Annotated in this window: 22 protein-coding genes; 10 read left to right on the forward strand and 12 right to left on the reverse strand. The window is 62.4% G+C overall.

Features of this window, described 5'->3' with window-relative positions:
• Nucleotides 1–58: 58 nt before the first annotated feature.
• Both rimK and ACK59L_RS13680 read right to left on the reverse strand, forming a co-directional pair.
• A complete protein-coding gene (gene rimK / locus ACK59L_RS13675) occupies nt 59–964 on the reverse strand; it encodes a 30S ribosomal protein S6--L-glutamate ligase (protein WP_027914119.1) in 906 nt (301 codons plus the stop codon).
• On the reverse strand, nt 961–1,443 hold the full coding sequence (locus ACK59L_RS13680) for an ATP-dependent zinc protease (RefSeq protein WP_023535750.1): 483 nt from the start codon (nt 1,441–1,443) through the stop codon (nt 961–963). Before ACK59L_RS13680 ends, rimK begins: the two co-directional genes overlap by 4 nt.
• A 109-nt stretch (nt 1,444–1,552) precedes the next feature.
• Here ACK59L_RS13680 and ACK59L_RS13685 point away from each other — a divergent pair, with 109 nt between their 5' ends.
• Nucleotides 1,553–1,954, forward strand: a complete 402-nt coding sequence (locus ACK59L_RS13685; protein WP_409274179.1) for an RNA-binding S4 domain-containing protein — start codon at nt 1,553–1,555, stop codon at nt 1,952–1,954.
• A gap of 24 nt (nt 1,955–1,978) precedes the next feature.
• Here ACK59L_RS13685 and ACK59L_RS13690 read toward each other — a convergent pair whose 3' ends face one another.
• On the reverse strand, nt 1,979–2,773 hold the full coding sequence (locus tag ACK59L_RS13690) for a phosphatase PAP2 family protein (RefSeq protein ID WP_409274181.1): 795 nt from the start codon (nt 2,771–2,773) through the stop codon (nt 1,979–1,981).
• 105 nt (nt 2,774–2,878) lie between these two features.
• On the opposite strand from ACK59L_RS13690, the gene hslO reads away from it, so the two are divergent.
• The 3 genes from hslO to ACK59L_RS13705 all read left to right on the forward strand — a co-directional run bounded on the left by hslO (nt 2,879) and on the right by ACK59L_RS13705 (nt 6,072).
• Nucleotides 2,879–3,778 carry an Hsp33 family molecular chaperone HslO gene (gene hslO, locus ACK59L_RS13695; protein WP_409274183.1) on the forward strand — a complete coding sequence of 300 codons (900 nt, stop codon included), beginning with the start codon at nt 2,879–2,881 and terminating at the stop codon, nt 3,776–3,778.
• 179 nt (nt 3,779–3,957) lie between these two features.
• A complete protein-coding gene (locus ACK59L_RS13700) occupies nt 3,958–5,499 on the forward strand; it encodes a phosphoenolpyruvate carboxykinase (protein ID WP_409274185.1) in 1,542 nt (513 codons plus the stop codon).
• A gap of 135 nt (nt 5,500–5,634) precedes the next feature.
• The gene (locus ACK59L_RS13705; protein WP_409274187.1) at nt 5,635–6,072 is read left to right on the forward strand and encodes an acyl-CoA thioesterase; all 438 of its coding nucleotides are present in this window, start codon (nt 5,635–5,637) and stop codon (nt 6,070–6,072) included.
• Nucleotides 6,073–6,189: 117 nt separating this feature from the next.
• Here ACK59L_RS13705 and ACK59L_RS13710 read toward each other — a convergent pair whose 3' ends face one another.
• The 3 genes from ACK59L_RS13710 to fdhD form a co-directional block, all read right to left on the reverse strand.
• On the reverse strand, nt 6,190–6,669 hold the full coding sequence (locus tag ACK59L_RS13710; protein ID WP_058605994.1) for a glycine zipper domain-containing protein: 480 nt from the start codon (nt 6,667–6,669) through the stop codon (nt 6,190–6,192).
• Between the two features lie 195 nt (nt 6,670–6,864).
• The gene (locus tag ACK59L_RS13715) at nt 6,865–9,210 is read right to left on the reverse strand and encodes an FdhF/YdeP family oxidoreductase (protein WP_409274189.1); all 2,346 of its coding nucleotides are present in this window, start codon (nt 9,208–9,210) and stop codon (nt 6,865–6,867) included.
• A gap of 5 nt (nt 9,211–9,215) precedes the next feature.
• Nucleotides 9,216–10,046: a formate dehydrogenase accessory sulfurtransferase FdhD gene (gene fdhD / locus ACK59L_RS13720; RefSeq protein ID WP_409274191.1), complete on the reverse strand. Its 831-nt coding sequence runs from the start codon at nt 10,044–10,046 to the stop codon at nt 9,216–9,218.
• Nucleotides 10,047–10,237: 191 nt separating this feature from the next.
• Between fdhD and lysM the strand changes: the two genes are divergently transcribed.
• Entirely contained in the window at nt 10,238–10,678 is a 441-nt protein-coding gene (gene lysM / locus ACK59L_RS13725) for a peptidoglycan-binding protein LysM (protein ID WP_058605997.1), read from the forward strand.
• Nucleotides 10,679–10,737: 59 nt separating this feature from the next.
• On the opposite strand, the gene yrfG is transcribed toward lysM, so the two are convergent.
• The gene (yrfG, locus tag ACK59L_RS13730; protein ID WP_058605998.1) at nt 10,738–11,400 is read right to left on the reverse strand and encodes a GMP/IMP nucleotidase; all 663 of its coding nucleotides are present in this window, start codon (nt 11,398–11,400) and stop codon (nt 10,738–10,740) included.
• A 63-nt stretch (nt 11,401–11,463) separates the two neighbouring features.
• Between yrfG and nudE the strand changes: the two genes are divergently transcribed.
• Both nudE and cysQ read left to right on the forward strand, forming a co-directional pair.
• Nucleotides 11,464–12,030 carry an ADP compounds hydrolase NudE gene (gene nudE, locus ACK59L_RS13735; protein ID WP_409274193.1) on the forward strand — a complete coding sequence of 189 codons (567 nt, stop codon included), beginning with the start codon at nt 11,464–11,466 and terminating at the stop codon, nt 12,028–12,030.
• Nucleotides 12,027–12,845: a 3'(2'),5'-bisphosphate nucleotidase CysQ gene (gene cysQ, locus ACK59L_RS13740; protein WP_409274195.1), complete on the forward strand. Its 819-nt coding sequence runs from the start codon at nt 12,027–12,029 to the stop codon at nt 12,843–12,845. Before nudE ends, cysQ begins: the two co-directional genes overlap by 4 nt.
• 128 nt (nt 12,846–12,973) lie before the next feature.
• Here cysQ and ACK59L_RS13745 read toward each other — a convergent pair whose 3' ends face one another.
• Genes ACK59L_RS13745 through rfbC form a run of 4 tightly spaced genes read right to left on the reverse strand, consistent with a single transcriptional unit; the run spans nt 12,974 to nt 17,230 of the window.
• Nucleotides 12,974–13,429, reverse strand: coding sequence for a YiiD C-terminal domain-containing protein (locus ACK59L_RS13745; protein WP_409274197.1), 456 nt, complete (start codon nt 13,427–13,429; stop codon nt 12,974–12,976).
• Nucleotides 13,429–14,832 (reverse strand): sigma-54 dependent transcriptional regulator, encoded by a 1,404-nt coding sequence (locus ACK59L_RS13750; protein WP_078477825.1) that lies wholly within the window; start codon nt 14,830–14,832, stop codon nt 13,429–13,431. The genes ACK59L_RS13745 and ACK59L_RS13750 overlap by 1 nt, the downstream gene beginning before the upstream one ends.
• Nucleotides 14,829–16,643: an ATP-binding protein gene (locus ACK59L_RS13755; protein ID WP_167339034.1), complete on the reverse strand. Its 1,815-nt coding sequence runs from the start codon at nt 16,641–16,643 to the stop codon at nt 14,829–14,831. The genes ACK59L_RS13750 and ACK59L_RS13755 overlap by 4 nt, the downstream gene beginning before the upstream one ends.
• Nucleotides 16,644–16,684: 41 nt before the next feature.
• Nucleotides 16,685–17,230 carry a dTDP-4-dehydrorhamnose 3,5-epimerase gene (gene rfbC / locus ACK59L_RS13760; RefSeq protein WP_409274200.1) on the reverse strand — a complete coding sequence of 182 codons (546 nt, stop codon included), beginning with the start codon at nt 17,228–17,230 and terminating at the stop codon, nt 16,685–16,687.
• Nucleotides 17,231–17,498: 268 nt separating this feature from the next.
• Here rfbC and aguA point away from each other — a divergent pair, with 268 nt between their 5' ends.
• Together aguA and ACK59L_RS13770 are read left to right on the forward strand one after the other, a co-directional pair.
• A complete protein-coding gene (gene aguA, locus ACK59L_RS13765; protein WP_058605942.1) occupies nt 17,499–18,605 on the forward strand; it encodes an agmatine deiminase in 1,107 nt (368 codons plus the stop codon).
• Nucleotides 18,606–18,781: 176 nt separating this feature from the next.
• A complete protein-coding gene (locus tag ACK59L_RS13770; protein WP_081322894.1) occupies nt 18,782–18,979 on the forward strand; it encodes a hypothetical protein in 198 nt (65 codons plus the stop codon).
• Nucleotides 18,980–19,053: 74 nt separating this feature from the next.
• On the opposite strand, the gene ACK59L_RS13775 is transcribed toward ACK59L_RS13770, so the two are convergent.
• Nucleotides 19,054–21,156, reverse strand: a complete 2,103-nt coding sequence (locus ACK59L_RS13775; protein ID WP_409274203.1) for a TonB-dependent receptor — start codon at nt 21,154–21,156, stop codon at nt 19,054–19,056.
• A gap of 460 nt (nt 21,157–21,616) precedes the next feature.
• Between ACK59L_RS13775 and ACK59L_RS13780 the strand changes: the two genes are divergently transcribed.
• Nucleotides 21,617–22,936, forward strand: coding sequence for an OprD family porin (locus tag ACK59L_RS13780; RefSeq protein WP_144966161.1), 1,320 nt, complete (start codon nt 21,617–21,619; stop codon nt 22,934–22,936).
• Nucleotides 22,937–22,968 lie beyond the last annotated feature (32 nt).

Genomic DNA, 22,968 nt, shown 5'->3' on the forward strand with positions numbered 1-22,968 from the left:
CAAGGGGCGATTAGCCACCGAGGAAGCAGGCTGGCCCGGTAGGCGACCAGCGGGGCGATCAGCCCTTGCCCTTGGTTCGGGTCTGGTTGGGCCCGCCGTTCTTCTCCAGGTGTTCGAAGATCATGCCGGCTACGTCCTTGCCGGTAGTCACCTCGATGCCCTCCAGCCCCGGTGACGAGTTGACCTCCATCACCAGTGGGCCATGGTTGGAGCGCAGAATGTCGACGCCGGCCACGCTCAAGCCCATCACCTTGGCTGCGCGAATGGCCGTCATGCGCTCTTCCGGGGTGATCTTGATCAGGCTGGCAACGCCACCACGGTGCAGGTTGGAGCGAAACTCGCCCGGTTTGGCCTGGCGTTTCATCGACGCGATCACCTTGTCACCCACCACGAAGCAGCGGATATCAGCGCCACCGGCTTCCTTGATGTACTCCTGGACCATGATGTTCTGCTTGAGCCCCATGAAGGCTTCGATCACAGATTCGGCTGCCTTGGTGGTTTCGCACAACACCACGCCAATGCCTTGGGTGCCCTCGAGGACCTTGATCACCAGTGGGGCGCCGTGGACCATCTGGATCAGGTCCGGAATGTCATCGGGCGAATGGGCAAAGCCGGTTACCGGCAAGCCAATGCCGCGGCGTGACAGCAATTGCAACGAGCGCAGCTTGTCGCGCGAACGTGCGATGGCGACCGACTCGTTGAGCGGGTACACCCCCATCATTTCGAACTGGCGCAGCACAGCGCAGCCATAGAAAGTGACAGAGGCACCAATGCGCGGGATGACTGCATCGAACCCTTCCAGTGGCTTGCCGCGGTAGTGAATCTGCGGCTTGTGGCTGGCGATGTTCATGTAGGCCCGCAGGGTATCGATCACCACCATCTCGTGACCACGCTGGGTACCGGCTTCGACCAGGCGGCGGGTGGAATACAGACGCGGATTACGCGAAAGCACAGCGATCTTCATGCAGCACCTGTCAAGGTAGTGTGGGTGGCCGGAAAGGCGGGTTTGTCTTGTACGTACTTCAGGCCCGGATTGACGACCAACTGGCCGTGAATCAGGGCCTTGGAACCCAGCAACAGGCGGTAACGCATGCTCTTGCGGCAAGCCAGGGTAAATTCGACGGCCCATACCCTGTCACCCAATGCGAGCGTGGTGCGAATGACATAACGGGTTTGGGCGTGGCCATTGGAGCTTCGAATGGTTTTCATGCTCACCAGCGGCGCCTCGCAGCGGCGGTGACGCAATTGCACGATCGAACCCAGGTGCGCAGTGAATCGGACCCACGGCTGGCCATTGCGTTCGAAAGGTTCTATCTCGGTGGCATGCAGGCTGGAGGTGCTGGCGCCGGTGTCGATCTTGGCGCGTAGCCCTGCCACGCCCAGCTCGGGCAAGGCTACCCATTCCCGCAGGCCAATTACAGTCAGATGATCAAATGTCTTCACGAAACGCACCCAGCGGATGAGAGAGTGAACTGTAAGCATGGCGGGGAATTTTTGCATCCGATGCTTACGGTAGTACAGTTCCCCCAATCACGGAATTCGAGGTATCGGGATGGCACAGAAAGTCGAAGATGACGACAAGGTTCGCCTGGACAAATGGCTGTGGGCGGCGCGTTTCTACAAGACGCGTGCGCTGGCCAAGGCGGCCATCGAAAGTGGCAAGGTGCATTGCCGTGGCGAGCGATGCAAACCGGGCAAGGAGCCACGGGTGGGCGATGAATTCGTCCTGCGTACGGGCTTCGACGAGCGCACGGTGGTGGTAAAGGCGCTGTCGGCCGTACGCCGCGGTGCACCGCAAGCGCAGGCCCTGTATGAAGAAACCGAAGAAAGCGTGCGCCAGCGCGAGCAGGCTGCGGCGCTGCGCAAGGCCGGTGCCACCGGTGTCACCACCGATGGGCGGCCGACCAAGAAGCAGCGCCGCCAGATACATCAATTGCACGGAAGCTTCGAGTAGCCAGGGCCGCCAGGCGGCCCAGGCTTAGCGCAGCACGACCATCCGACCGACCAACGGCAACCTGCCCAGCAGCCTGAACAGCGGGGCGGTCCAGCGCACCAGCGCAGCACTGCTTCTGGCCGCCAGGGGCGTGTACAGGCTCCAGCCCAGAGCCAGCACCGCCATCAACAGGCCGCCGATGTAATCATCCTGCCCCCAGTGTGCGCCAGCGACCAGGCGTGGCAGCATGAACAGCACCGCCAGCCCCCAGATCACCAGGTACTGCCCGACGCGGCGACTGAAGACGCTCATGAACAGCGCCCAGATGAGCAATACCGAAGCATGATCGCCCGGGAAACTCTTGCTGGAACGGTCCTTGAGCTCCCAGGTTGCCTCCAGGTGTGGGTAGTAGTCACTCAGGTGCACGGCGCCATCGAGCATCATCGACGGGCTGTTGTGTTGCCAACCGGCAGCGTCGACCCACTTGGAAAACAGTGCTCGAATCACCACTAAGAGCAGTAGCGTGACCAGAAAGCCGAAAAATGCCTGGCGAACCTGGGCGGCCCTGAATACCCAGTCACCCCGGATCAGCGTGGCCAGCAGGATCAGGCCGACGACGATGTCGAACGGGCGCAGGCTGCCGATGGTCCAGATGTAGCGCCAGGCGGTGCTTTCAGCCAGCGGTGCGTTGAGGCTGTGGAACAGCCATTCGTCGAATGTCAGGCACAGCATCTGGCCAACAGGCCATAACCAGAAACACAGTAGTGCGATGGGAAGTAGCGTACAGGCTACCAATGGCCCCCAGGACCACCTCGCTTGGAACAGTGGTCGATTGTCCATAAGATACCTCGATCTCCTAACGGGAATGAGCGCCCGAAACGCTCGACGACGGGATTGCAAATCCCGGCAATTATCTTGTCATTATTTTCAGATAGCCAGACAACCATGAGCGATTTGCCAGATACAGATTTCACCCAACGTTTCATCTTCGACGAGCGCGATGTGCGCGGCGAGTGGGTGTCTCTCGATGACAGCTACGCCGCGGTGTTGGCGCGTCACGAGTACCCGGCGCCGGTCAAGACCTTGCTCGGCGAGCTGATGGCCGCCACCGCGCTGCTGGTCGGTGCCCTCAAGTTCGACGGGCTGCTGATCCTGCAGGCGCGCTCCGCAGGGCCTATTCCGTTGCTGATGGTCGAGTGCTCCGGGGATCGAGACATCCGCGGCATGGCCCGCTACGAGGCCGACCAGATTGCAGCCGATGCCACCCTGTCCGAGCTGATGCCAGGTGGGCACCTGACGCTGACCATCGATCCGGTCAGGGGCCAGCGCTACCAGGGCACTGTCGAGCTCGACGGTGCCGACCTCTCGGAATGCTTCACCAATTACTTCGTGCAATCCCAGCAGCTGAACACTCGGTTCTGGCTGCACGCCGAGGCGGGCAAGGCCCGTGGCCTGCTGCTGCAGCAACTGCCGCGCGACCGTCAGCCCGACGACGAGGAACGTGAAGACAGCTGGCAGCATGTAGTGGCCCTGGCCCAGACCCTCAAGCCGCAAGAGTGGGCCGAAGCCAACGAAACCCTGCTGCACCGCCTGTACCACGAAGATGCCGTGCGTTTGTTCGACGTCCAGCCTCTGCGCTTCAACTGCAGCTGCTCGCGCGAGCGTTCCGGCAATGCGCTGGTAAGCCTGGGTAAAGTCGATGCCGAGGCGTTGGTAGAGGAATGCGGGGGTACGGTGGAGATCGACTGCCAGTTCTGCAATGAGCGGTATTTCTTCGATGCCAGCGATGTCGCACAGCTCTTTGCGGGCGGCGGCACGGACTCTGCCTCAGAAACTATTCACTGAAACGTTTCACTACAGGAGATTCTCCTGTCGAATTGCGCAAAAGCTCGGTTCTGACAGGAGGGGCCTACTTTTTTTGGGCGTTTCTGGCATAATCCGGCCACTTTTTTCGCTGTAGTAGTTTTTCTGAAACGACTACAAAACGTTTGGAGCACTCGGCCTCGGGCCGGATGGGGTATCTCATGACGCAAGCCAACAACACCGTGTACACCGACCTGAGCGTCGATGAGCTGGTAAAAGAAGCGCTGCAACGCGGTGAAGGTGTACTAGCCGACACGGGTGCACTGGTCGTGGAGACCGGCCACCGTACCGGCCGTTCCCCGGCTGACCGTTTCATCGTCGAAGAACCTTCCACCCAGGACGCCATCGCCTGGGGCCCGATCAACCGCAAGTTCCCGGCCGACAAGTTCGATGCCCTGTGGGACCGCGTCGAGGCGTTCAACAACGCCCAGGATCACTTCGTTTCCTACGTCCACGTAGGGGCGGCGGCCGAGCACTACCTGCCGGTCAAGATGACGACCCAGACAGCCTGGCAGAACCTGTTCGGGCGTTGCCTGTTCATCAACCCGGAGCAGTTCAACCCGGCTGGCCGTGGCGAGTGGCAGATCCTCAACGTCGCCAACTTCGTCTGCGAGCCTGAGCGTGATGGCACCAACTCCGATGGTTGCGTGATCATCAACTTCGCCCAGAAGAAAGTGCTGATCGCTGGCATGCGTTACGCTGGCGAAATGAAGAAAGCCATGTTCTCGGTACAGAACTTCCTGCTGCCGGCTGCCGACGTACTGCCAATGCACTGCGCGGCCAACATCGGCGAAGAGGGTGATGTCACCCTGTTCTTCGGTCTGTCCGGCACCGGCAAGACCACGCTGTCGGCCGACGAGAGCCGTTACCTGATCGGTGACGACGAGCACGGTTGGGGTGAAGGTGTCGTCTTCAACATGGAAGGTGGCTGCTACGCCAAGTGCATCGACCTGTCCGAGAAGAACGAGCCGGTCATCTGGAAAGCCATCAAGCATGGCGCCGTCCTGGAAAACGTCGTGCTCGATGCCAACAACCACGCCGATTACAGCGACGTCAGCCTGACCCAGAACAGCCGCGCCGCCTACCCGCTGGAACACGTGGCCAAGCGCTCCGAGGCTAACCTGGGTGGCGAGCCGAACGCGGTCATCTTCCTGACCTGCGACCTGACTGGCGTACTGCCGCCCGTATCGATCCTGAACAACGAGCAGGCGGCCTACCACTTCCTGTCCGGCTACACCGCGCTGGTCGGTTCCACCGAAATGGGCTCGGGCGGCGGCATCAAGTCGACCTTCTCCACCTGCTTCGGCGCGCCGTTCTTCCCGCGCCCTGCTGGTGAGTACGCCGAGCTGCTGATCAAGCGCATCAACGGCTTCAACTCCAAGGTCTACCTGGTCAACACCGGCTGGACGGGCGGTGGCTACGGTGTGGGCAAGCGCTTCAGCATTCCGACCACCCGTGCCGTGATCGCTGCCATCCAGAGCGGCGCGTTGGTCGGTGCTGAAACCGAGCATCTGGACATCATCAACCTGGACGTGCCGAAGTCGGTACCAGGCGTCGAGACTGACTTGCTCAACCCGCGCACCAACTGGGCTGACAAAGCTGCCTACGACGAAGCCGCCAAAGGCCTGGCCAACCTGTTCATCGAAAACTTCAAGAAGTTCGATGTATCCGACGCCATCAAGGCTGCGGGTCCTCAGCTGTAAGCTGAAGCAGGTTGTAGTAAAAGAGCCGCCCTCCGGGGCGGCTTTTTGCTAGGGGCTTCAAAAGGGTTAATTCGATCAAGCGGCTTATTTTCTGGTTCACTGTGTACACCCAATGTGAAGCCGCGAGCCCGTCCGATGATCCAGCCTCCCCAGCGCACTGCCTTTTTCCACGTACATCCGATCCTGACCCGCGCGCAAGACAACGACGCCAACGGCCATATCGCCGGCTCGACCGTGCATGCGTACTTTGAAACGGCCATCCATGCTTTTCTGATCGAACACGCGGAACTGGACCTGCGCGACGGCGAACTGGCGGCGTTTGTGGTCAGCTCGGCGGCAGACTTCTATGCCCTGCCGGGCTTTCCGGACGTACTGGAGGTGGCGCTGGGGGTGACGCGTCTGGCTGGGAGCACCGTGGAGTACCGGCTGGCGCTCTATCGCCGTGGTGAAGCCCAGGCGTGTGCAGCGGGGACGGTGGTGCAGGTGTTCATCGACCGCGCCAGTGGCCAGCCGGTTGCACTACCGGCGCAGTTGATGGCGAAGTTAGCGGCGCTTTTAGAGCGGACCCATTGAAAATCCCGCCATCGAGGTTTAGTCCTGTTAATTCAGGGTCCGCTTCACGGCCCCGCCGTTTTTAAGTGAACAGTGCCCTCAAGGCGGGGTCATACGCGCAGCGGCTACCCTGACCCATCAAGGGTGGCGATGGCGGCCGTGCTTGCGGTGGCCATAGTGGTGACCACGGTCCCAGTGACGACGGTCGTCGTAGTCGCGGCGGTAGCGGCGATGGTCGCGGCGATCATCCTGATCGGCCTTGTTGCCCATGTAGTTGCCCAGGGCACCGCCTGCGCCACCGCCAGCGGCTGCACCAATGTAGCTGCCGGTGGTGCCGCCAACGCTACGGCCTACTACGTTGCCGCCTGCTGCGCCGAGCGCACCGCCGATGGCCGCTTCGCCGCGCTGACGCTTGTCGGCGCCGACCGCACTGCCGGCGGCGCCGCCCAGGCCTGCGCCAATGGCGCCGCCAGTGCTACCACCAATGGACTGGCCTACGACTGAGCCCAGTACCCCACCCAATGCGCCGCCAATGCCGGCCTCGGTGGAGCCGCCTGCCATGGCAACGCCGCTGAGCAAGCCAAAAGACAACAACAGAATCGAGGAGTACTTCTTCATTCAAGAGAGCCTCAAGGAGATGACGAGGCGAATGTGCTTCTATCTACGTCCAGTGGCAACGAATATCCGACGAATTGCACGGGTTGTACACAATTCGTCAACTCATTGATTTATAAGTGAAACTTTATCTTTTTCCTGCGGTCTTACGCTCTTGTGACATAGCCCTGATCCTGCATTGGACCAGGGCTTTTTCATTCAGAGAATTCGTCCGTCGTCCTCGGCGCGTTCCAGCTTGATGGCAATGAACTTGGACGTTGGCGTGTGGCTACCCTCGCCAACGCTCTCCAGCGGTACCAGCGGGTTCACTTCTGGATAATAGGCCGCTGCCTGCCCGGCAGGTATGTCGAACGCTAGCAGGGTAAAGCCGCGCACTCGGCGAACATGCTCATCCCCCCACAGTGAAACGATGTCGACCTTCTGGCCAGGCTTGAAGCCCAGCCGAACGATGTCGGCTTCGTTGGCGAACAACACGTCGCGCTGGCCGCGTACGCCTCGGTAACGGTCGTCCAGGCCATAGATGGTGGTGTTGTACTGATCGTGCGAGCGCATCGATTGCAATACCAAGTCAGGCACCTGGCCGCTGGCACGCACGCGCTCGTCGAGCAGCGAATCTGGCAGCAGGTTGGCCTTGAAGTTGGCGCGGCCATTGGCCGTGGCCCACTCGCGACGGCCGGCGCTATTGCCCAGGTAGAATCCCCCAGGCTGCCGCATGCGCTGATTGAAATCAGAGAAGCCTGCAATGGTGTCGGCGATCAGAGCTCGAATACGGTCGTAGTCGGCCACTAGCCATTGCCAGTCCACAGGGTGTTTGCCCAGGGTGGCAGCAGCGATGCCAGCGATGACCGCGGGCTCAGACCGCATCTGCCGGGACAGTGGTTTGAGCTGGCCGTTGGAGCCGTGGACCATGCTGAACGAGTCTTCGACGGTGACCGCTTGAGGCCCGTCCGCTTGCATGTCGATGTCGGTACGGCCCAGGCAAGGCAGGATAAGTGCCTGCTTGCCGTGAACCAGGTGGCTGCGGTTGAGCTTGGTGCTGATGTGCACGGTCAGTTCGCAGTTGCGCAGCGCTCGCGCCGTGCGTTCGGTGTCAGGCGTGGCCTGGGCGAAGTTGCCGCCTAGTCCGATGAACACCTTGGCGTGCCCCTGGAGCATGGCATGGATGGCTTCGACGGTGTTGTGCCCGTTCTTGCGCGGCACCGGGAAGCCGAAGCGCGCCTCGATGGCGTCGAGCAGGGCGGCCGGCGGACGCTCGTTGATACCCATGGTGCGGTCGCCCTGCACGTTGCTGTGACCGCGAACCGGGCACAGCCCTGCCCCTGGGGTGCCGATGTTGCCGCGCAGCATTTGCAGGTTGACCAGTTCCTGGATGGTCGGCACCGAATGACGGTGCTGGGTAATGCCCATGGCCCAGCACATGATCACGCGTTGGCTTCGGCAGTACATGCGAGCGGCCAGTTCGATGTCTTCGAGTGCCAAGCCCGACTGCTGCTGGATATGCGCCCAAGGCGTGGCATCGACCACCGCCAGGTAGTCGTCCAGGCCGTGCCCGTGCTCGGCGATGAAGGCGTGGTCGAAGACCGCCGGCTCACCCTTGGCCTGCGCCTCACGCTCCCATTGCAGGGCGAACTTGGCCATGCCGCGCAGCATGGCCATGTCGCCACCCAGAGCCGGGCGGAAGAATGCGGTATTGGTGGGGCGGTCGCTGTTGGTCAGCATCTCCAGCGGGTTTTGCGGATGCTGGAAGCGTTCCAGGCCGCGCTCCTTGAGCGGGTTGATGCACACCACCTGCGCACCGCGTTTCACTGCATCGCGCAGCGGGTCCAGCATGCGCGGGTGGTTGGTGCCCGGGTTCTGGCCCCAGACGAAGATCGCGTCGGCGTGCTCGAAATCCTCGAACGTGACGGTACCCTTGCCCACCCCCACGCTCTGCCCCAGCGCCACACCGCTGGCCTCGTGGCACATGTTCGAGCAGTCCGGAAAGTTGTTGGTGCCGTAGGCGCGCACGAAGAGCTGGTAGAGGTACGCCGCTTCGTTGCTGGCGCGCCCGGAGGTGTAGAATTCGGCCTGGTCAGGGCTTGCGAGCTTGTTCAGCTCTCGGCCGATGAGGGCGAACGCGGCGTCCCAGCTGATGGGCTGGTAGCGATCAGTGGCGGCGTCGTACACCATCGGCTCGGTCAGTCGGCCTTGGTACTCCAGCCAGTAATCGCTTTGCTGCAGCAACGAGGTGACGCTGTAGCGGGCGAAGAAGGCAGCGTCGACGCGGCGTTTGGTGGCTTCCCAGTTGACCGCCTTGGCGCCGTTTTCGCAAAACTTGACCATGCCGCTTTCAGGCGAGTCGCCCCAAGCGCAACCTGGGCAGTCAAAGCCGCCGTTCTGGTTGGTCTTGAGCAGGGCACGGATGTTCTTCAGCGGGTTGTCGCTGCCCACCCAGGCTTTGGCCACGCTGCGCAATGCACCCCAGCCGCCGGCAGGGCCGTGGTAGGGCTTGTAGCGAGGAGAGGAGGCTGGGGCGTTTTTCGGAATAGGCTGGTACGAGGTCACGGCTGTTACGACTCCGCCGCCGGGCTGTAGACCCGCGGTGCGCTGTGTTTGGGCAAATGAATGAGGTTGAGGTTGTGCCTGCGTGCCCATTGCAGGGCCAGGCCCGTAGGCGCCGACAGGCTGACCAGGGTCTGGATGCCGGCACGCAGCACCTTCTGGATCAATTCCAGGCTGCAACGGCTGGTGACGATGGCCAGGCCGCCATGGCTGTCGATACCCTGACGCAACAGTGCGCCAATGAGCTTGTCGAGGGCGTTGTGCCGGCCAATGTCTTCGCGGCCCAGCAGCAGTTCGCCATGGCGGTCCATGAACAAGGCCGCATGCACGGCGCCGCAGTGCTGGCCCAGCGGCTGAAAGGCGTCGATCCGCTGGCGCAGGCCGACCAGCCACTGGGCAGGGGGCAACGGTGCGCCCGGCAATTTGGCCAGGTCCGGCAGCGCCTGCTCCAGGGCTTCGACGCCGCACAGGCCACAGCCGCTGGTGCCGGCCAGTTGGCGGCGTTGGTTCTTCAGGTTCCAGAAGGCGCGGCTGGAGATTTCCAGGTCTGCATACATCGAAGCGCCGCTTCCCGACAGTTTGACGTCGTAGATTTCGGCAGTGCTTTCAACGATGCCGCTGCCCACACTGAAGCCAACGGCAAAATCTTCCAGGTCGGTCGGGCTGACGAGCATGACGGCCTGGTTCAGGCCGTTGTACACGATCGCCAGGGCGACTTCTTCGGCCAGTGGCGTGCTGCCGGGCTGGCCATCGCCGAGCTGGACGTAATCATAGGTAGTGCTGGCGGCGGGCATGGCTAACGGTAACGAGGCCGCACACAGCGGTGGCTTGCTGTTCATCCAGGCGTGCTCTTGATCGGCGACGGGCGCCGGCTTACTGAGGCTACAAGCCTAGGCTTGCCTGCCGGCGACGTCTAATTGCTAGGGTCTATGCCGTGATAGACCGCGTCGATAGGTCGCAGTGCGATGACCGATTGAGTCTTGGCCCAGACTTCATTGTCCAACGGTTTCACATCAACAAGGAGAGCGTCATGAGTCTATTCAGCTTTGTGAAGGAAGCAGGCGAGAAGTTGATCGATCTGCTGACCCCCGGCAATGCCAAGGCCGAGGAGCAGTTGAAGAAGCACGTCGAAAACGTCGGGTTGGGTAACCCCAACATCACTGCCACCGTGGAAGGCGACAAGGTGACCCTCAAGGGCGAGGTGGCCAGCCAGGAAGAGAAAGAGAAGATCATTCTGGCAGCCGGCAACATTGAAGGCGTGGCCAGCGTCGACGACCAGATCACCGTCACCGGCCCCGTAGCCCAGGCGGCGCGCTTCGTGACCGTGGAGAAGGGCGATACCCTCAGCGCCATCTCCAAGAAGGTCTACGGCGATGCCAACAAGTACCAGAAGATCTTCGAGGCCAACAAGCCCATGCTGTCGGATCCGAACAAGATCTATCCGGGCCAGGTGCTGCGTATTCCCGAGTAACCGATAGGCCCATCCAGAGGCTTGTCACCGCAACCCGCGCCCATGGCGCGGATTTGCGTTCAAAGACCGTTCAGCAATTCCCGATAGTCTTCCACAGCTGCGAACTCTGCGGTGTCTCGAGGCTGCGCCTGGCTGTCCGGCTGGCGCACCGCCAGCAAATGGCCCACGCCGAATTGCCGGGCACTGCGCAAAATGGGCAGCGTGTCGTCGATGAACAGGCTGCGGGCAGGTTCAAAGCCGATATCGGCCTGCAAGGCATCCCAGAACTGCGGACTCTCCTTGGGAAACCCGTAGTCATGGGAGCTGATCATGCGGTCGAAGTAGGGTGCCAGTTCGATGCGTTCGAGCTTGAGCGAGAGTGAATCGCGGTGTGCATTGGTGATCATGATCACCCGCTTGCCTGCCTGGCCGATCGCGGCCAGAAACGTATCGGCATCGGGCCGCAAGGCGATCAGGTCGGCGATTTCGCGCTTGAGCTCGCGGATCGGCAGGCGCAGCTCACGGCTCCAGAAGTCCAGGCAATACCAGTTCAAGGTACCGGCGTTGCGCTCGAACAGCGGCTCGAGTTCCAGCTGCGCCATCGCCCGGCTCACGCCGTGCAGCTCTGCATAGCGCTGCGGCAGGTGCTCCAGCCAGAAGCGGTTATCGTAATGCAGGTCGAGCAGTGTGCCATCCATGTCCAGCAGGACGGTATCGATGGCGGACCAGGGAAGAACAGGCATGGGAAACTCTCGTTCGGTCGGCAAGCCACGGTATAGTAACCCGTTCACGCCAAGGAGCCCCCCATGCGCCAGAAACCTACCGTCCTCAGCCGCGAGATCGTCGCCAGCAGCCGCCTGTTCCGAGTCGAGGCCGTCGAGTTGCGCTTCAGCAACGGCGTGGAGCGCACCTACGAGCGGCTGGTGGGCCGGGGCAATGGCTATGGTGCGGTGATGATCGTGGCCATGCTCGATGCCGAGCACGCTGTACTGGTGGAAGAGTACTGCGGCGGGACTGACGAATATGAACTGTCGCTACCCAAGGGCTTGATCGAACCGGGCGAGGACGTGCTGGCGGCAGCTGACCGGGAGCTCAAGGAAGAAGCCGGCTTTGGTGCACGGCAACTGGAGCACCTGACCGAGCTTTCCCTGTCCCCGGGCTACATGAGCCAGAAGATCCAGGTGGTACTGGCCACCGACCTGTATGAGGAACGGCTGGAGGGCGATGAGCCGGAGCCGATGGGCGTGGACAAGGTCAACCTGCGGGAGCTGTCGTCCCTGGCCATGCACCCGCAGTTCAGCGAAGGGCGTGCGCTGGCTGCTTTGTACCTGGCGCGTGACCTGCTGATCCAGCGCGGGGTACTGGCACTATGAGCGATCAGCAATTGATGCAGGACGTGGTGGCGTTGGCGCTGTCGGCGGGCGAGGCGATCCTGCCGTTCTGGCGCGCTGATGTGGCCGTCGTCAACAAGGCCGACGACTCGCCCGTCACGGCTGCCGACCTGGCAGCACACCAGGTGATTGCAGAGGGCTTGCAGACCCTGGCCCCGCACATTCCCGTCCTGTCCGAAGAAGACTGCGATATCCCGTTGGCGGAGCGCCAGACGTGGCGCCGTTGGTGGTTGGTCGACCCGCTCGACGGCACCAAGGAGTTCATTGCCGGCAGCGAGGAGTTCACGGTCAACATTGCCTTGATCGATCAGGGCGAGGTGGTGTTCGGGGTAGTATCGATGCCCACTTCGGGGCGTTGCTACTTTGGAGGGCGGGCACTGGGTGCCTGGCGAGCGGAGCGGGGTGAAACCGCGCAGGCCATCCAGGTGCGCGCCACCCCGCCTGCCGGGTCGCCGTTCACCGTGGTTGCCAGCCGCCGGCACTCCAGCCCTCGGCAAGAGGCTTTGCTGAACGGGTTGGGTACTGCGATGGGGCCGCTTGAGCTGGTTTCGGTGGGCAGTTCACTGAAGTTCTGCCTGTTGGCCGAAGGCAGCGCCGACTGCTACCCACGCTTGGCGCCGACCTCCCAGTGGGACACGGCGGCCGCCCAGGGTGTAGTCGAAGGTGCCGGGGGCGAGGTGATTGAGGTCGACGGCCAACCCTTCCGGTATCCGGCGCGCGAATCGCTGCTCAATCCCTACTTCCTTGCTCTGCCGGCGGGGGCTGGCTGGCGAGAGGCCTTGCTTGGGCTTGTTTGATTGGCGAGGGTAAGTGTGGCTTTAGGGGTGGAAAATTGTTCATGGGTAGAGGACCGAAGGGGCCGCAAAGCGGCCCCAGGTTCTCGGCGTCAAGGCCGCCTGTTGATAACCCGCGATCAACCCGCCGCTCACCTGTGCAACACATACTGCCCGCTGAACACCACCGCCGCTTCATCACTGCCAACATTGCTCACCGTCGTTTTCAGCATCAGCCGGGCCCGTCCACGCCGCTGATACATTGCCAGGAACCGCGACCAGTCCTTCTCGTCTGGTGCAGCGCAACTGGCCACGGCAGCGCCGGTAACCGGCAGCGGGTAGCTGATCTGCCCCTCCTGAATGACGATATGCCCATCATCGATGCCCAGTTCCTGTAGCCGCAGGTGCAACCAGCCCCAGCCGGCCAGTACCGCTGCGCAGTAGAGGCTGCCGCCGAACATGGTGTTCTTGTGGTTGACGTTGGCGGCCAAGGGCAGTTGCAGGCGCAGGATATGCTGTTGCCAGTCCAGTACCTCCAGGCCCATCTCCCGGGTCAATGGAATATCGGTGTGAAGCACTGTCTGCAGAGGGTGAATCGGCTCGCTCATCAACGGGTTTCCTCATGGTCGTCGTGGCCACCGCTACCACCTTCGAAGCTCAGGCCATGCTTGCGCAACTTGTCGTGCAGCGTCTTGCGTGGAACACCCAGCGCTTCGGCCAGGCTACGCAGCGAGCCGTGCGGCTGAGCAAGTTCAGCCGTGATCAACGAGCGCTCGAAGTGCTCGACCTGCTCGCTCAGGTTGCCGGTGACCGGGGCGGGAGCGTGGGTTGCAGGCGGCGCCTGGCCATCGAGCGCCAGTTCCAGCCCGAGGGCGAAGCGTTCGGCCGCGTTTTGCAGTTCGCGCACGTTGCCCGGCCAGTCATGGCGCAGCAGCAAAGCCCGTTGCGCGGGTTGCAGGGCGTGCGGCCCCAGGCCATGGCGTTGGCTGGCCGCATCGGCAAAATGCTGGAAGAGCATCAGGATATCGTCGCCACGTTCGCGCAGCGGCGGAATACGTAAGGGCGCCACGTTCAGGCGGTAATACAGGTCGGCGCGAAAACGCCCCTGGTCGGCGGCCTGGCGCAGGTCTTCCTTGGTGGCGGCGATGATGCGGATGTCCAGCGGTATCAGCTGATTGCCACCCAATCGCTCGACGACGCGCTCTTGCAGCATGCGCAACAGCTTTACCTGCACATCCAGGCTCATGCTTTCGATTTCATCGAGGAACAACGTACCGCCATTGGCAAATTCGAACTTGCCGATGCGGCGTTTTTGCGCGCCCGTGAAGGCGCCGGGCTCGTGGCCAAACAGCTCGCTCTCGACCACCGATTCGGCCAAAGCACCAGCGTTGATGGCCACGAAGGGCCCGTCCCGGCGGCTCGACAGGTCGTGCAGGGCGCGGGCGACCACTTCTTTGCCAGCCCCGGTCTCACCAAGGATCAATACGTCGGCTCGCGTGCCGGCCAGTGCGCCGATCTGCTCGCGCAGGCGCTGCATGGCCGCAGACTGGCCCACCAGGCGCGTGGCCAGTTGCTGGCGGTCGCTCAATGCCATGCGCAGGCTGCGGTTCTCCAGCACCAATTGGCGCAGTGCCAGGGCGCGGCGCACGCTGTCGAGCAGGGCGTCGCTGGCGAAGGGCTTTTCCAGGAAGTCGTAGGCACCGGCGCGCATGGCTTGTACCGCCAACGGGACATCGCCGTGCCCAGTGATCAACAGCACCGGCAGCTCGCTGTCCAGGCCATGCAGTTGTTCAAGCAGCTGCAGCCCGTCGATACCCGGCATGCGGATATCGCTGACTACAACGCCTGGCCAGTCTGCCGGGATACGCTCGGCCAGGCCATGGGCATCGGCCAATGCCACCACCTTGAGCCCGGCCAGGTCCAGTGTCTGGCTCAGGGCCTGGCGCAGGTGTGCGTCGTCGTCGACCAGGATCACCTGGGCGCGACTGTCGATCAGTGTCTCGGGGCTCATGCCGAAGAATCCTCTGAATTGGGCAAGGTGGCACCCGGTGGGGCCACGCGCATTTTCAAGGTCAGCAACGCACCGCCCTCGGGGTGGTTGGCCAGCAGCAGCTCACCCCCTAGGGTGCGCATCAGGCTGTCACAGATGGCCAGGCCCAAACCCAGCCCCTGGGTGCGGGTCTTGGTGGTGAAAAAGGGCTCCCTGGCATGCTCCAGTGCTTGACGGCTGAAGCCGGGGCCGTTGTCGCGAATGTACAGATAAACGTAATCGTCCTGCTGTTCGGCACTTATCCACAGCCGGCGCGGGTTGGCCTTCTCGGTCAACGCGTCCAGGGCATTGGCCAGCAAGTTGCCCAGTACCTGGCGCAGGCGGGTTTCGCCCGCCTGTACCCACAGCGTGGCTTCCGGCAGGTCGCGCACCAGCTCAACCGCCATTGCCCGGCGACGTTTGGCAAGCAGGGCCAGGGCGTCGTCCAGGGCCGGTTGCAGGGCTACGCTTTCTGGAGCGTGGCGGTCGCGGCGGGCAAAGGCGCGCAGGTGGGCAATGATCGAGGCCATGCGCCCGGTCAGCTCGCCGATCAGTTTCAGGTTGCCGCGCGCGTCTTCCGTACGTTGGTGGTCCAACAGGATCTCGGCGTTTTCGGCATAGCTGCGAATGGCTGCCAGGGGCTGGTTGAGCTCATGGCTGATACTCGCCGACATGGTGCCCAGCACCGACAGCTTGCCTGCCTGCACCAGTTCGTCCTGGGCCCTCACGGCCTCCTGCTGGGCATTCTCGCGCTCGAGCACGGCGCTTTTGAGGCGTGCATTGAGCCCTTCGAGGTCGGCGGTACGCTCGGCCACCCGCTGTTCGAGTTGCTGGCGCCCGCGGGCCTCGAAATCGATGCGGTCCATATAATGACGGCGCCGCTGCATCACCAGGCCGGTCAGCAGCACGATGACCAGCAGAGCGCCGGCACCGATGGCCGTGACCGTCTGCGCGGAGCGGTCCACCAGGATGCGCGGCGCAAGGATGCTGACCTGCCAGCCGGTTTCTGGAATGGCCCGGGTCTGGGTGATCCAGGCATCGTCACTGATCACCAGCGGCTGGGGGGCCTGGGTGGGGTACGGCTGGATGGCGATGATGGCTTGGCGCTCGGCTGCGGTCAGCGGCCGGGTAGCGCGAAAACGCCACTCCGGGCGTGACGTGAGGATGACCACGCCGTTGTGATCGGTCAGCAACAGTTGCTCGGGCGTGCGGCCCCACAAGGTCTCGGTATGATCGAGGTCGACCTTGACCACCAGCACACCGACGATGCGTTCGCCGTCGCGCACGGCGGCGGCGAAGAAATAACCCCGCTTCGCGGACGTTGTGCCCTGGCCGAAGAAACGCCCCAGGTGCCCGGCCATGGCTTCGTTGAAGTAGGGGCGAAACGCGAAGTTGCGCCCCACGAAGCTGTCGTGTTTGTCCCAGTTGGACGCCGCCAGGGTGTTGCCGCTGACGTCCATGAGGTACATCACTTCGGCGCCGGTCTGCTGCACGATGTTTTTCAGCAGGCGGTTGGCATTGGTGACCGCTTCCAGGCGAAACGGGTCGGCCAGCACCCCGCGCAGGGCCGGCAAATCGCCAAGGATCTGCGGCAAGGTTTCATAGCGGTGCAGCGTGCCCAGCAGGTTGGCGACATACAGGTCGAGGGTCTGCCGGTTCTGCGAGGCCAACTCTTGCCGGTAATAGCGCTCGGCCAGGTGATGCAGCGGCCACAGCAGCGGCACCAGGCACAGCGCCAGTAAGGCCAGGCTGCGCCAGCGAGGGCGGCGAGGAGGTGTGTTCTTGGCGATCATCACATCATTGCGTCAGAAAGTCTGAAGCAATTATGCGCTAGTTAAGGCAGCACTTGTGCTTCTGCCCACGACACGCCCAGCTTGTCCTTGTCTGAGAGCACAGGCGGCTGTTGCAGGCCCCAGTCGATGGCCAGTGTCGGGTCGTCCCAGCGGATGCAGCGGTCGGCCTGTGGGTTGTAGTAGTCGGTGGTCTTGTACAGAAACTCTGCCGAATCGCCCATCACCGCAAAACCATGGGCAAAGCCTGCCGGGATCCACAGCTGACGATGGTTTTCCGCCGACAGGTGCACTGCCACCCACTGGCCGAACGTGGGCGAGTGCCTGCGCACATCCACGGCCACATCGCGGATCTCGCCCTGTACCACGCGCACCAGTTTGCCTTGGGTATTGGCCACCTGATAATGCAGCCCACGCAGCACGCCCCGGCCGGAGCGCGAGTGGTTGTCCTGGACGAACTCGACCTTGGCGCCGGTCAGCCGGGCAAACTCGCGGGCGTTGAAGGACTCGAAGAAAAGTCCTCGGCTGTCGCCGAACACCTTGGGCTCGATGATCAGCACTTCGGGAAGGGTAGTGGGTATCACGTTCATCGGAAGACACTCTGCATGCTGTGCGTTATGACCCTAGCTGGCAGAAGCGTGCTTGTCCTGTCGAGCAAGGCGCGCGGCACTGGTCTGGCCAATGCTAGGGTGAAGGTTGCGCCTGACCGGCGTCACGTATTTGCCGATTATTATCGAAATATTGTGTCGGGCTTATCAGGGTCATGCGGCATTATTCTGTTTAAACACGGATTTATATCGGTTATAAACGCTTTTTACGCCCATACCCTTCCGGGCAGGGCCATGACAGAGGTCAACGATGAAAACCCTCACTTCCACGCCCCGTGCCGATGGTTTCCACATGCCCGCCGAATGGGCCCCGCAAACCCAGGTCTGGATGGTCTGGCCCGAGCGGCCGGATAACTGGCGCCTGGGCGGCAAGCCGGCACAGGCGGCCCATGTCACCCTCGCCAAGGCGATCGCGCGCTTCGAACCGGTCACCGTGGGCGTCTCTGCCGGCCAGTATGAAAACGCGCGTCGCCTGCTGGACCAGCCCAATATCCGGGTTGTCGAACTCAGCAGCGACGATGCCTGGGTGCGTGATACCGGCCCCACGTTCGTGGTCAACGACAACGGCGAAGTGCGCGGCGTAGACTGGGACTTCAACGCCTGGGGCGGGTTCGAGGGTGGCCTGTACGCACCGTGGAACAAAGACGAGGCGTTGGCTGGCAAGGTGCTGGAGATGGAGCGCTGCCAGCGTTATCGCACCGAAGGGTTCGTGCTCGAAGGCGGCTCGATCCATGTGGACGGCGAAGGCACGGTGATCACCACCGAAGAGTGCCTGCTGAACCACAACCGTAATCCGCACCTGAACCGCGAGCAGATCGAAGCCGTGCTACGCGACAACCTCGCGGTCGATACCGTGGTCTGGCTGCCGGACGGCCTGTACAACGACGAAACCGATGGCCATGTCGACAACTTCTGCTGTTACGTGCGCCCAGGTGAAGTGTTACTGGCCTGGACAGATGACGCGAACGACCCCAACTACGCGCGTTGCCACGCGGCCATGGAAGTGCTGCAGACCACCCGCGACGCCAGGGGGCGGGCCTTCGTCGTGCACAAGATGCCAATACCCGGGCCGCTGTATGCCACCGAAGAGGAGTGTGCGGGCGTCGACCAAGTGTCGGGCAGCCAGGAGCGTGACCCTTCGGTACGTCTGGCAGGCTCGTACGTCAACTTCCTGATCGTCAACGGCGGCATCATCGCGCCGAGCTTCGACGACCCGGCCGATGCCGAGGCCAAGGCCATACTGTCGAGCATCTTCCCTGACCATGAGGTGGTGATGATTCCTGGGCGGGAATTGCTGTTAGGCGGCGGTAACATTCATTGCCTGACCCAGCAGCAGCCGGCGCCTGTGCACCGTTGATGGCCCGTGGGGCGCGGCGAGGGTGTACGCTCGCTTCCCAGCCCGGCGACGCCTGGCATGTGTAGTGGCATAGCTTTTGTATTGTTTTTCAAGCAGATAGCCCGGTATCACTGGGTTATCTGCTTGTAACACTACTTGCGTAGGTTAGCTGCTCACGGCCAGGAGTACGTGTAGAAATGAATGCAGCAAGTGAGTCGGCATTGCGCCCATTGGCAATAGACCATGCATCGCTCGAGCGTTTGGCGAAGTGGTTGAAGCACCATGGAAGCAGCAGGGTCAGGACGACCGACCCACGACGGCTACTTGCCGGGCGTTACCCCGAAGGGCTGATCAGCGAGGCTGAGCTTCATGCGTTGATGGCGGTGTGGCGTTAGCCGCGATCCAACGTTCCTCAAACCCTGTAGCACACGGGCAGGGGCAGCCTCGCAAAGGCTGCCCCTGCTGACGTTCAGAAGCTGTAGGTGCCTGTGACGACCAGGCTGCGCGGGTCGCCGACCTGGATCTGCGCTGCACTGGTCGCCGAACTGTAGTAAGTCCGGTCGGCAATGTTGCTCAGCGCCGCCCGCACATCCCACTCCTGGGTGCGGTACCCGGCCAGCGCATCCCAGCGGCCATAACCTGGCAGGACCGTGGTGTTCTGGTTGTCGGCATACCGCTGACCGACCAGCGTCAGGCCTGTTTCTGCGTACCAGCCCAGTTCTGGTTTCCAAGTGACGAACAGGCTGGCGTTACGCTTGGCCACGTCATTGATCCGGTTACCCTGCTGGCCATTGTTGTCCTTGACGATCGTGGCATCTTGCAGACCGACCCCGCCACGCACGTACCAGTTGCCAACCACATTGCCCATGGCGGTCAACTCGATGCCGCGCGAGCGCTGCAGGCCGCTGAGCAAGGTGACTTCCGGGTCAAGCGGGTCGCGGGTACGACGGTTGTACAGCTCCAGTTCATAGACCGCCAGGGTGGTGGTCAGGCGTTGGTCGAACCAGTCGCTCTTCACGCCAACCTCCTTTTGCCGCGTCAGCTCGGGTGCTGTCTCGTTGCTGTTGCCCGGTGCGCCCGGCGTTATACCGATCAGGCCGCCGCCTACTGGCGAGAAGGTCTTGCTCCATGACGCATAGAACGAGTGGTCCTGCCACGGGGTATACACCACCCCGATGCGAGGGCTGGTAGTGCGGCTGCTCTGTTTTTCGGACAGGCTGCGCACCTTGTTGGTGGTCTGAACGTCGAATTCATCGAAACGCACGCCTGCCAGCAACTGCCATTGATCGTTCAGGCGAAGCTGGTCTTGCAGGTACAGGCCTCGGCTTTGCACCACGGTGTGGTTATTGCTCGACATCACCATGCGACCGTTGTGCTGCCTGCTCCGGTCAGGGTCGTACAGGTCCACGGGCGGCACGGGCCTGCCGCCGGCGTTTGCCGCAGCCGCGGTGTACAAAGTGGGGTCGCGGCGTTGGCTGCCGAATTCCAGGCCCAGCAGTAGCGTGTGCCCCAGGCCCAGTGTGTCGAAGGTGCCTTCGGCTTCCAGGGTATTGAACAGGTTGCGGGTGTTCAGGTCCTGCTGCCAGCGCTGACGCGTTACCGTGCCATTGCCGGGGTTATAGGCGGTGGGGTAGGTGTTGTCGAATTCGCTGTCGAGCTTGAACAGGCTCAGGGTATGACGCAGTTGCCACGCATCGTTGAGCTCGTAGTTCAGGCGTGACCGCAAGGACTGCGCCCGGTCATCGATGAAGTCACGCTGTGTATCGCCGTAGGTCGTGCTACGGCTGACATCCGCGGGGCGACCATCGACGCCGGGGATACCGCGGTCCGGCGTGCGGTTGAAGCGGCTGTACTCGTATTGCACCAGCCAGTTCAGCGCCGGCGTGACCTGCCAGCTGACCGAGGGTGCGAACAGCTGGCGGCTACCGTCGACACCGTCACGGAAACTGTTGTTGTCCTGGTTGCCCATGTTCAGGCGCAGGCTGACCGTGTCGCTGGGGTCTGCGCTGAGGTCGGCATACAGGCTGCGCAGGTCCTCGCTGCCTGCCCGTGCCTCCAGGGTGGAACGACGGCCCGCCTCGGGCGCCTTGCTGATGCGGTTGACGATACCCCCCTGGCCGCCCCGCCCATACAGCACGGCCGCAGGGCCTTTGAGCACATCGACCCGTTCGATGCTGTGCAGGTCGCGGATGTACTGGCTGTCGTCGCGCACGCCATCCAGGTAGAAGTCATTGCCGGCTTCGAAGCCGCGAATGCGCACGCTGTCGAAGCGCGTGTCGGCACCACTGCTGACGTTGGGGATACCTTCGAGTGCCTTGCCCAGCGTGTTGCTGCCGTAGTCCAGCACCTGCGAGGTCTTGACCGTATCCACGGCCTGCGGCACGGCGCGTACGGCGGTGGCGGTTCGGGTCGCAGTACTGACCTCACGCACCCGCGGGCTGTCTTTGTCCCGCTCGCTGTCGGCGGTGACGGACAGCTCAGGCAGTGTGGTAGTGGCGGCACTTGTGGGGCTGGCAGCCAGCAGGCATGAAATGGAGAGCGTGATAGGAGCGAGGCGGGAAGGGGCAGGCATGGCGCGCGTTTGACCGGGCAGTAATGAAGGCGCGAATGATAATGGGTGCTATTTGCTAATGCTCGCCTATTCTGGTTTCTGGATTTTTTCGTTTGTATCACTTTGTAACTATCTAGAATGGGAGCTAAGTGAACTTGTCGCCTTGATCAAGATGAGTTTTCAATACCGAGAAGGAATATCCTCCTACAGCTTTAGTTCTAAAGAAAATGCCTCATGAGCGCTCGGTTTTTTAGTTATATCAACCTGCATTTCACGTTTTTTTGACATTTGTAATCGCGCGCCGCTAGGATTCGGCCACGCCTGCTGGCCAATCCGTTTGGCCATGCTGTTGCCAAGGCCGGCCGCGTTTACCGGCAAAGGGCCCTCTGGCAGAACCTGCATAGCGTCGAACCTACGAAGGGGCGTTGGTTCATGGCGTCATTACGCAGCGCGTTTTCGATCAAGGAATAAGGAAAATAACATGTTGAATACCAGGATCAGCCTGGTCGCCCTGGCGATGATCGCCGCGACCCAGGCCCAGGCCAATGACCAGGCCGCCAGCAACGGCTTCATCGAGGACAGCCACGCCAACGTCCTTCTGCGCAACGCCTACATCAACCGTGACAAGAAGCACGGCACCGATGACCAGATCGAGTGGGGCCAGGCATTCATCGGCAACTTCTCGTCCGGCTTCACCCAAGGCACCGTCGGTGTCGGCGTCGATGCATTCGGCCTGTACGCCTTGCGCCTGGACGGCGGCAAGGGCCACAACGGTGGTGGCGGCGTCGACTTCTTCAAGCCGCACGAGACCACCAACGCCGAGGGCAATGCCCGCTCGCCGCACAACCTGGCCCGTGCCGGTGCTGCCGTGAAGTTCCGTATTTCCAACACCGTGCTCAAGTACGGTGACCAGATGCCTGCACTGCCAGTGCTCCAGTACGACGATGCGCGCCTGCTGCCGGAAAGCTTCACCGGCACCCTGATCACCTCCAAGGAAATCGAAGGCCTGGAGCTGAACGCCGGTCGCTTCACCCAGGAAGCGCGCAAGAGCGCCGAACGCCGTGATGGCGGTGGCCTGAAGTCGATCAACGTGTTGGGCGGTAGCTACAAGTTCAACGACAACTTCACCGCGTCGCTGTACACCGCCGACACCGAAGACGTGATGAAGAAGCACTACCTGGGCCTGAACTACGTCTATGCCATCGCCGACGATCAGTCCCTGACCCTGGACTTCAACGGCTACAAGTCGAGCATCGACAACAAGTACGTGCGTGAAGCGGGCCTGAACGGTGACTCGAACACCATCTGGAGCCTGGCTGCTACTTACGCCTACGGCGCCCACTCGTTCACCCTCGCTCACCAGCGCAGCACCGGCAGCACCGGCTACAACTACGGCTGGTACCAGAACCAGGGCGGCGTGGGTGACGGTGGCTCGACCATCTTCCTGGCCAACTCCTACTGGTCCGACTTCAATGCCGAGGACGAGCGTTCCTGGCAGCTGGGCTATGGCCTGGACTTCGGTGCCTACGGTATCCCTGGCCTGACCTACAAGCTGGCTTACGTGGTGGGGGACAACATCAATACCCGCAACGTCGCCAACCCACAGGGCTTCGGCGAAGGCAAGGAGCGCGAGATCTTCAACCAGATCCGCTACGTGGTCCAGGAAGGCCCGGCCAAGGACCTGTCGGTCAAGCTGCGCAGCTCGTTCCTGCGCACCAACAATGCCGTGCGCCAGAACGGTTACAACGACGACGGCAACGAAGTCCGCGTATTCGTCGAGTACCCGATCAGCATCTTCTGATCCGGGCACCCACCCAGGCCACCTTCGCACCG

Origin of the sequence: Pseudomonas sp. KCJK9111, assembly GCF_046231935.1 — a bacterium.
GTDB lineage: Bacteria > Pseudomonadota > Gammaproteobacteria > Pseudomonadales > Pseudomonadaceae > Aquipseudomonas > Aquipseudomonas parafulva_B.

Coding starts and splice junctions, on each gene's coding strand:
- rimK (WP_027914119.1), bottom strand. CDS start 964: ATGAAGATCGCTGTGCTTTCGCGTAATCCGCGTCTGTATTCCACCCGC.
- ACK59L_RS13685 (WP_409274179.1), top strand. CDS start 1,553: ATGGCACAGAAAGTCGAAGATGACGACAAGGTTCGCCTGGACAAATGG.
- ACK59L_RS13690 (WP_409274181.1), bottom strand. CDS start 2,773: ATGGACAATCGACCACTGTTCCAAGCGAGGTGGTCCTGGGGGCCATTG.
- hslO (WP_409274183.1), top strand. CDS start 2,879: ATGAGCGATTTGCCAGATACAGATTTCACCCAACGTTTCATCTTCGAC.
- ACK59L_RS13700 (WP_409274185.1), top strand. CDS start 3,958: ATGACGCAAGCCAACAACACCGTGTACACCGACCTGAGCGTCGATGAG.
- ACK59L_RS13705 (WP_409274187.1), top strand. CDS start 5,635: ATGATCCAGCCTCCCCAGCGCACTGCCTTTTTCCACGTACATCCGATC.
- ACK59L_RS13710 (WP_058605994.1), bottom strand. CDS start 6,669: ATGAAGAAGTACTCCTCGATTCTGTTGTTGTCTTTTGGCTTGCTCAGC.
- fdhD (WP_409274191.1), bottom strand. CDS start 10,046: ATGAACAGCAAGCCACCGCTGTGTGCGGCCTCGTTACCGTTAGCCATG.
- lysM (WP_058605997.1), top strand. CDS start 10,238: ATGAGTCTATTCAGCTTTGTGAAGGAAGCAGGCGAGAAGTTGATCGAT.
- yrfG (WP_058605998.1), bottom strand. CDS start 11,400: ATGCCTGTTCTTCCCTGGTCCGCCATCGATACCGTCCTGCTGGACATG.
- nudE (WP_409274193.1), top strand. CDS start 11,464: ATGCGCCAGAAACCTACCGTCCTCAGCCGCGAGATCGTCGCCAGCAGC.
- cysQ (WP_409274195.1), top strand. CDS start 12,027: ATGAGCGATCAGCAATTGATGCAGGACGTGGTGGCGTTGGCGCTGTCG.
- ACK59L_RS13745 (WP_409274197.1), bottom strand. CDS start 13,429: ATGAGCGAGCCGATTCACCCTCTGCAGACAGTGCTTCACACCGATATT.
- ACK59L_RS13750 (WP_078477825.1), bottom strand. CDS start 14,832: ATGAGCCCCGAGACACTGATCGACAGTCGCGCCCAGGTGATCCTGGTC.
- ACK59L_RS13755 (WP_167339034.1), bottom strand. CDS start 16,643: ATGATCGCCAAGAACACACCTCCTCGCCGCCCTCGCTGGCGCAGCCTG.
- rfbC (WP_409274200.1), bottom strand. CDS start 17,230: ATGAACGTGATACCCACTACCCTTCCCGAAGTGCTGATCATCGAGCCC.
- aguA (WP_058605942.1), top strand. CDS start 17,499: ATGAAAACCCTCACTTCCACGCCCCGTGCCGATGGTTTCCACATGCCC.
- ACK59L_RS13770 (WP_081322894.1), top strand. CDS start 18,782: ATGAATGCAGCAAGTGAGTCGGCATTGCGCCCATTGGCAATAGACCAT.
- ACK59L_RS13775 (WP_409274203.1), bottom strand. CDS start 21,156: ATGCCTGCCCCTTCCCGCCTCGCTCCTATCACGCTCTCCATTTCATGC.
- ACK59L_RS13780 (WP_144966161.1), top strand. CDS start 21,617: ATGTTGAATACCAGGATCAGCCTGGTCGCCCTGGCGATGATCGCCGCG.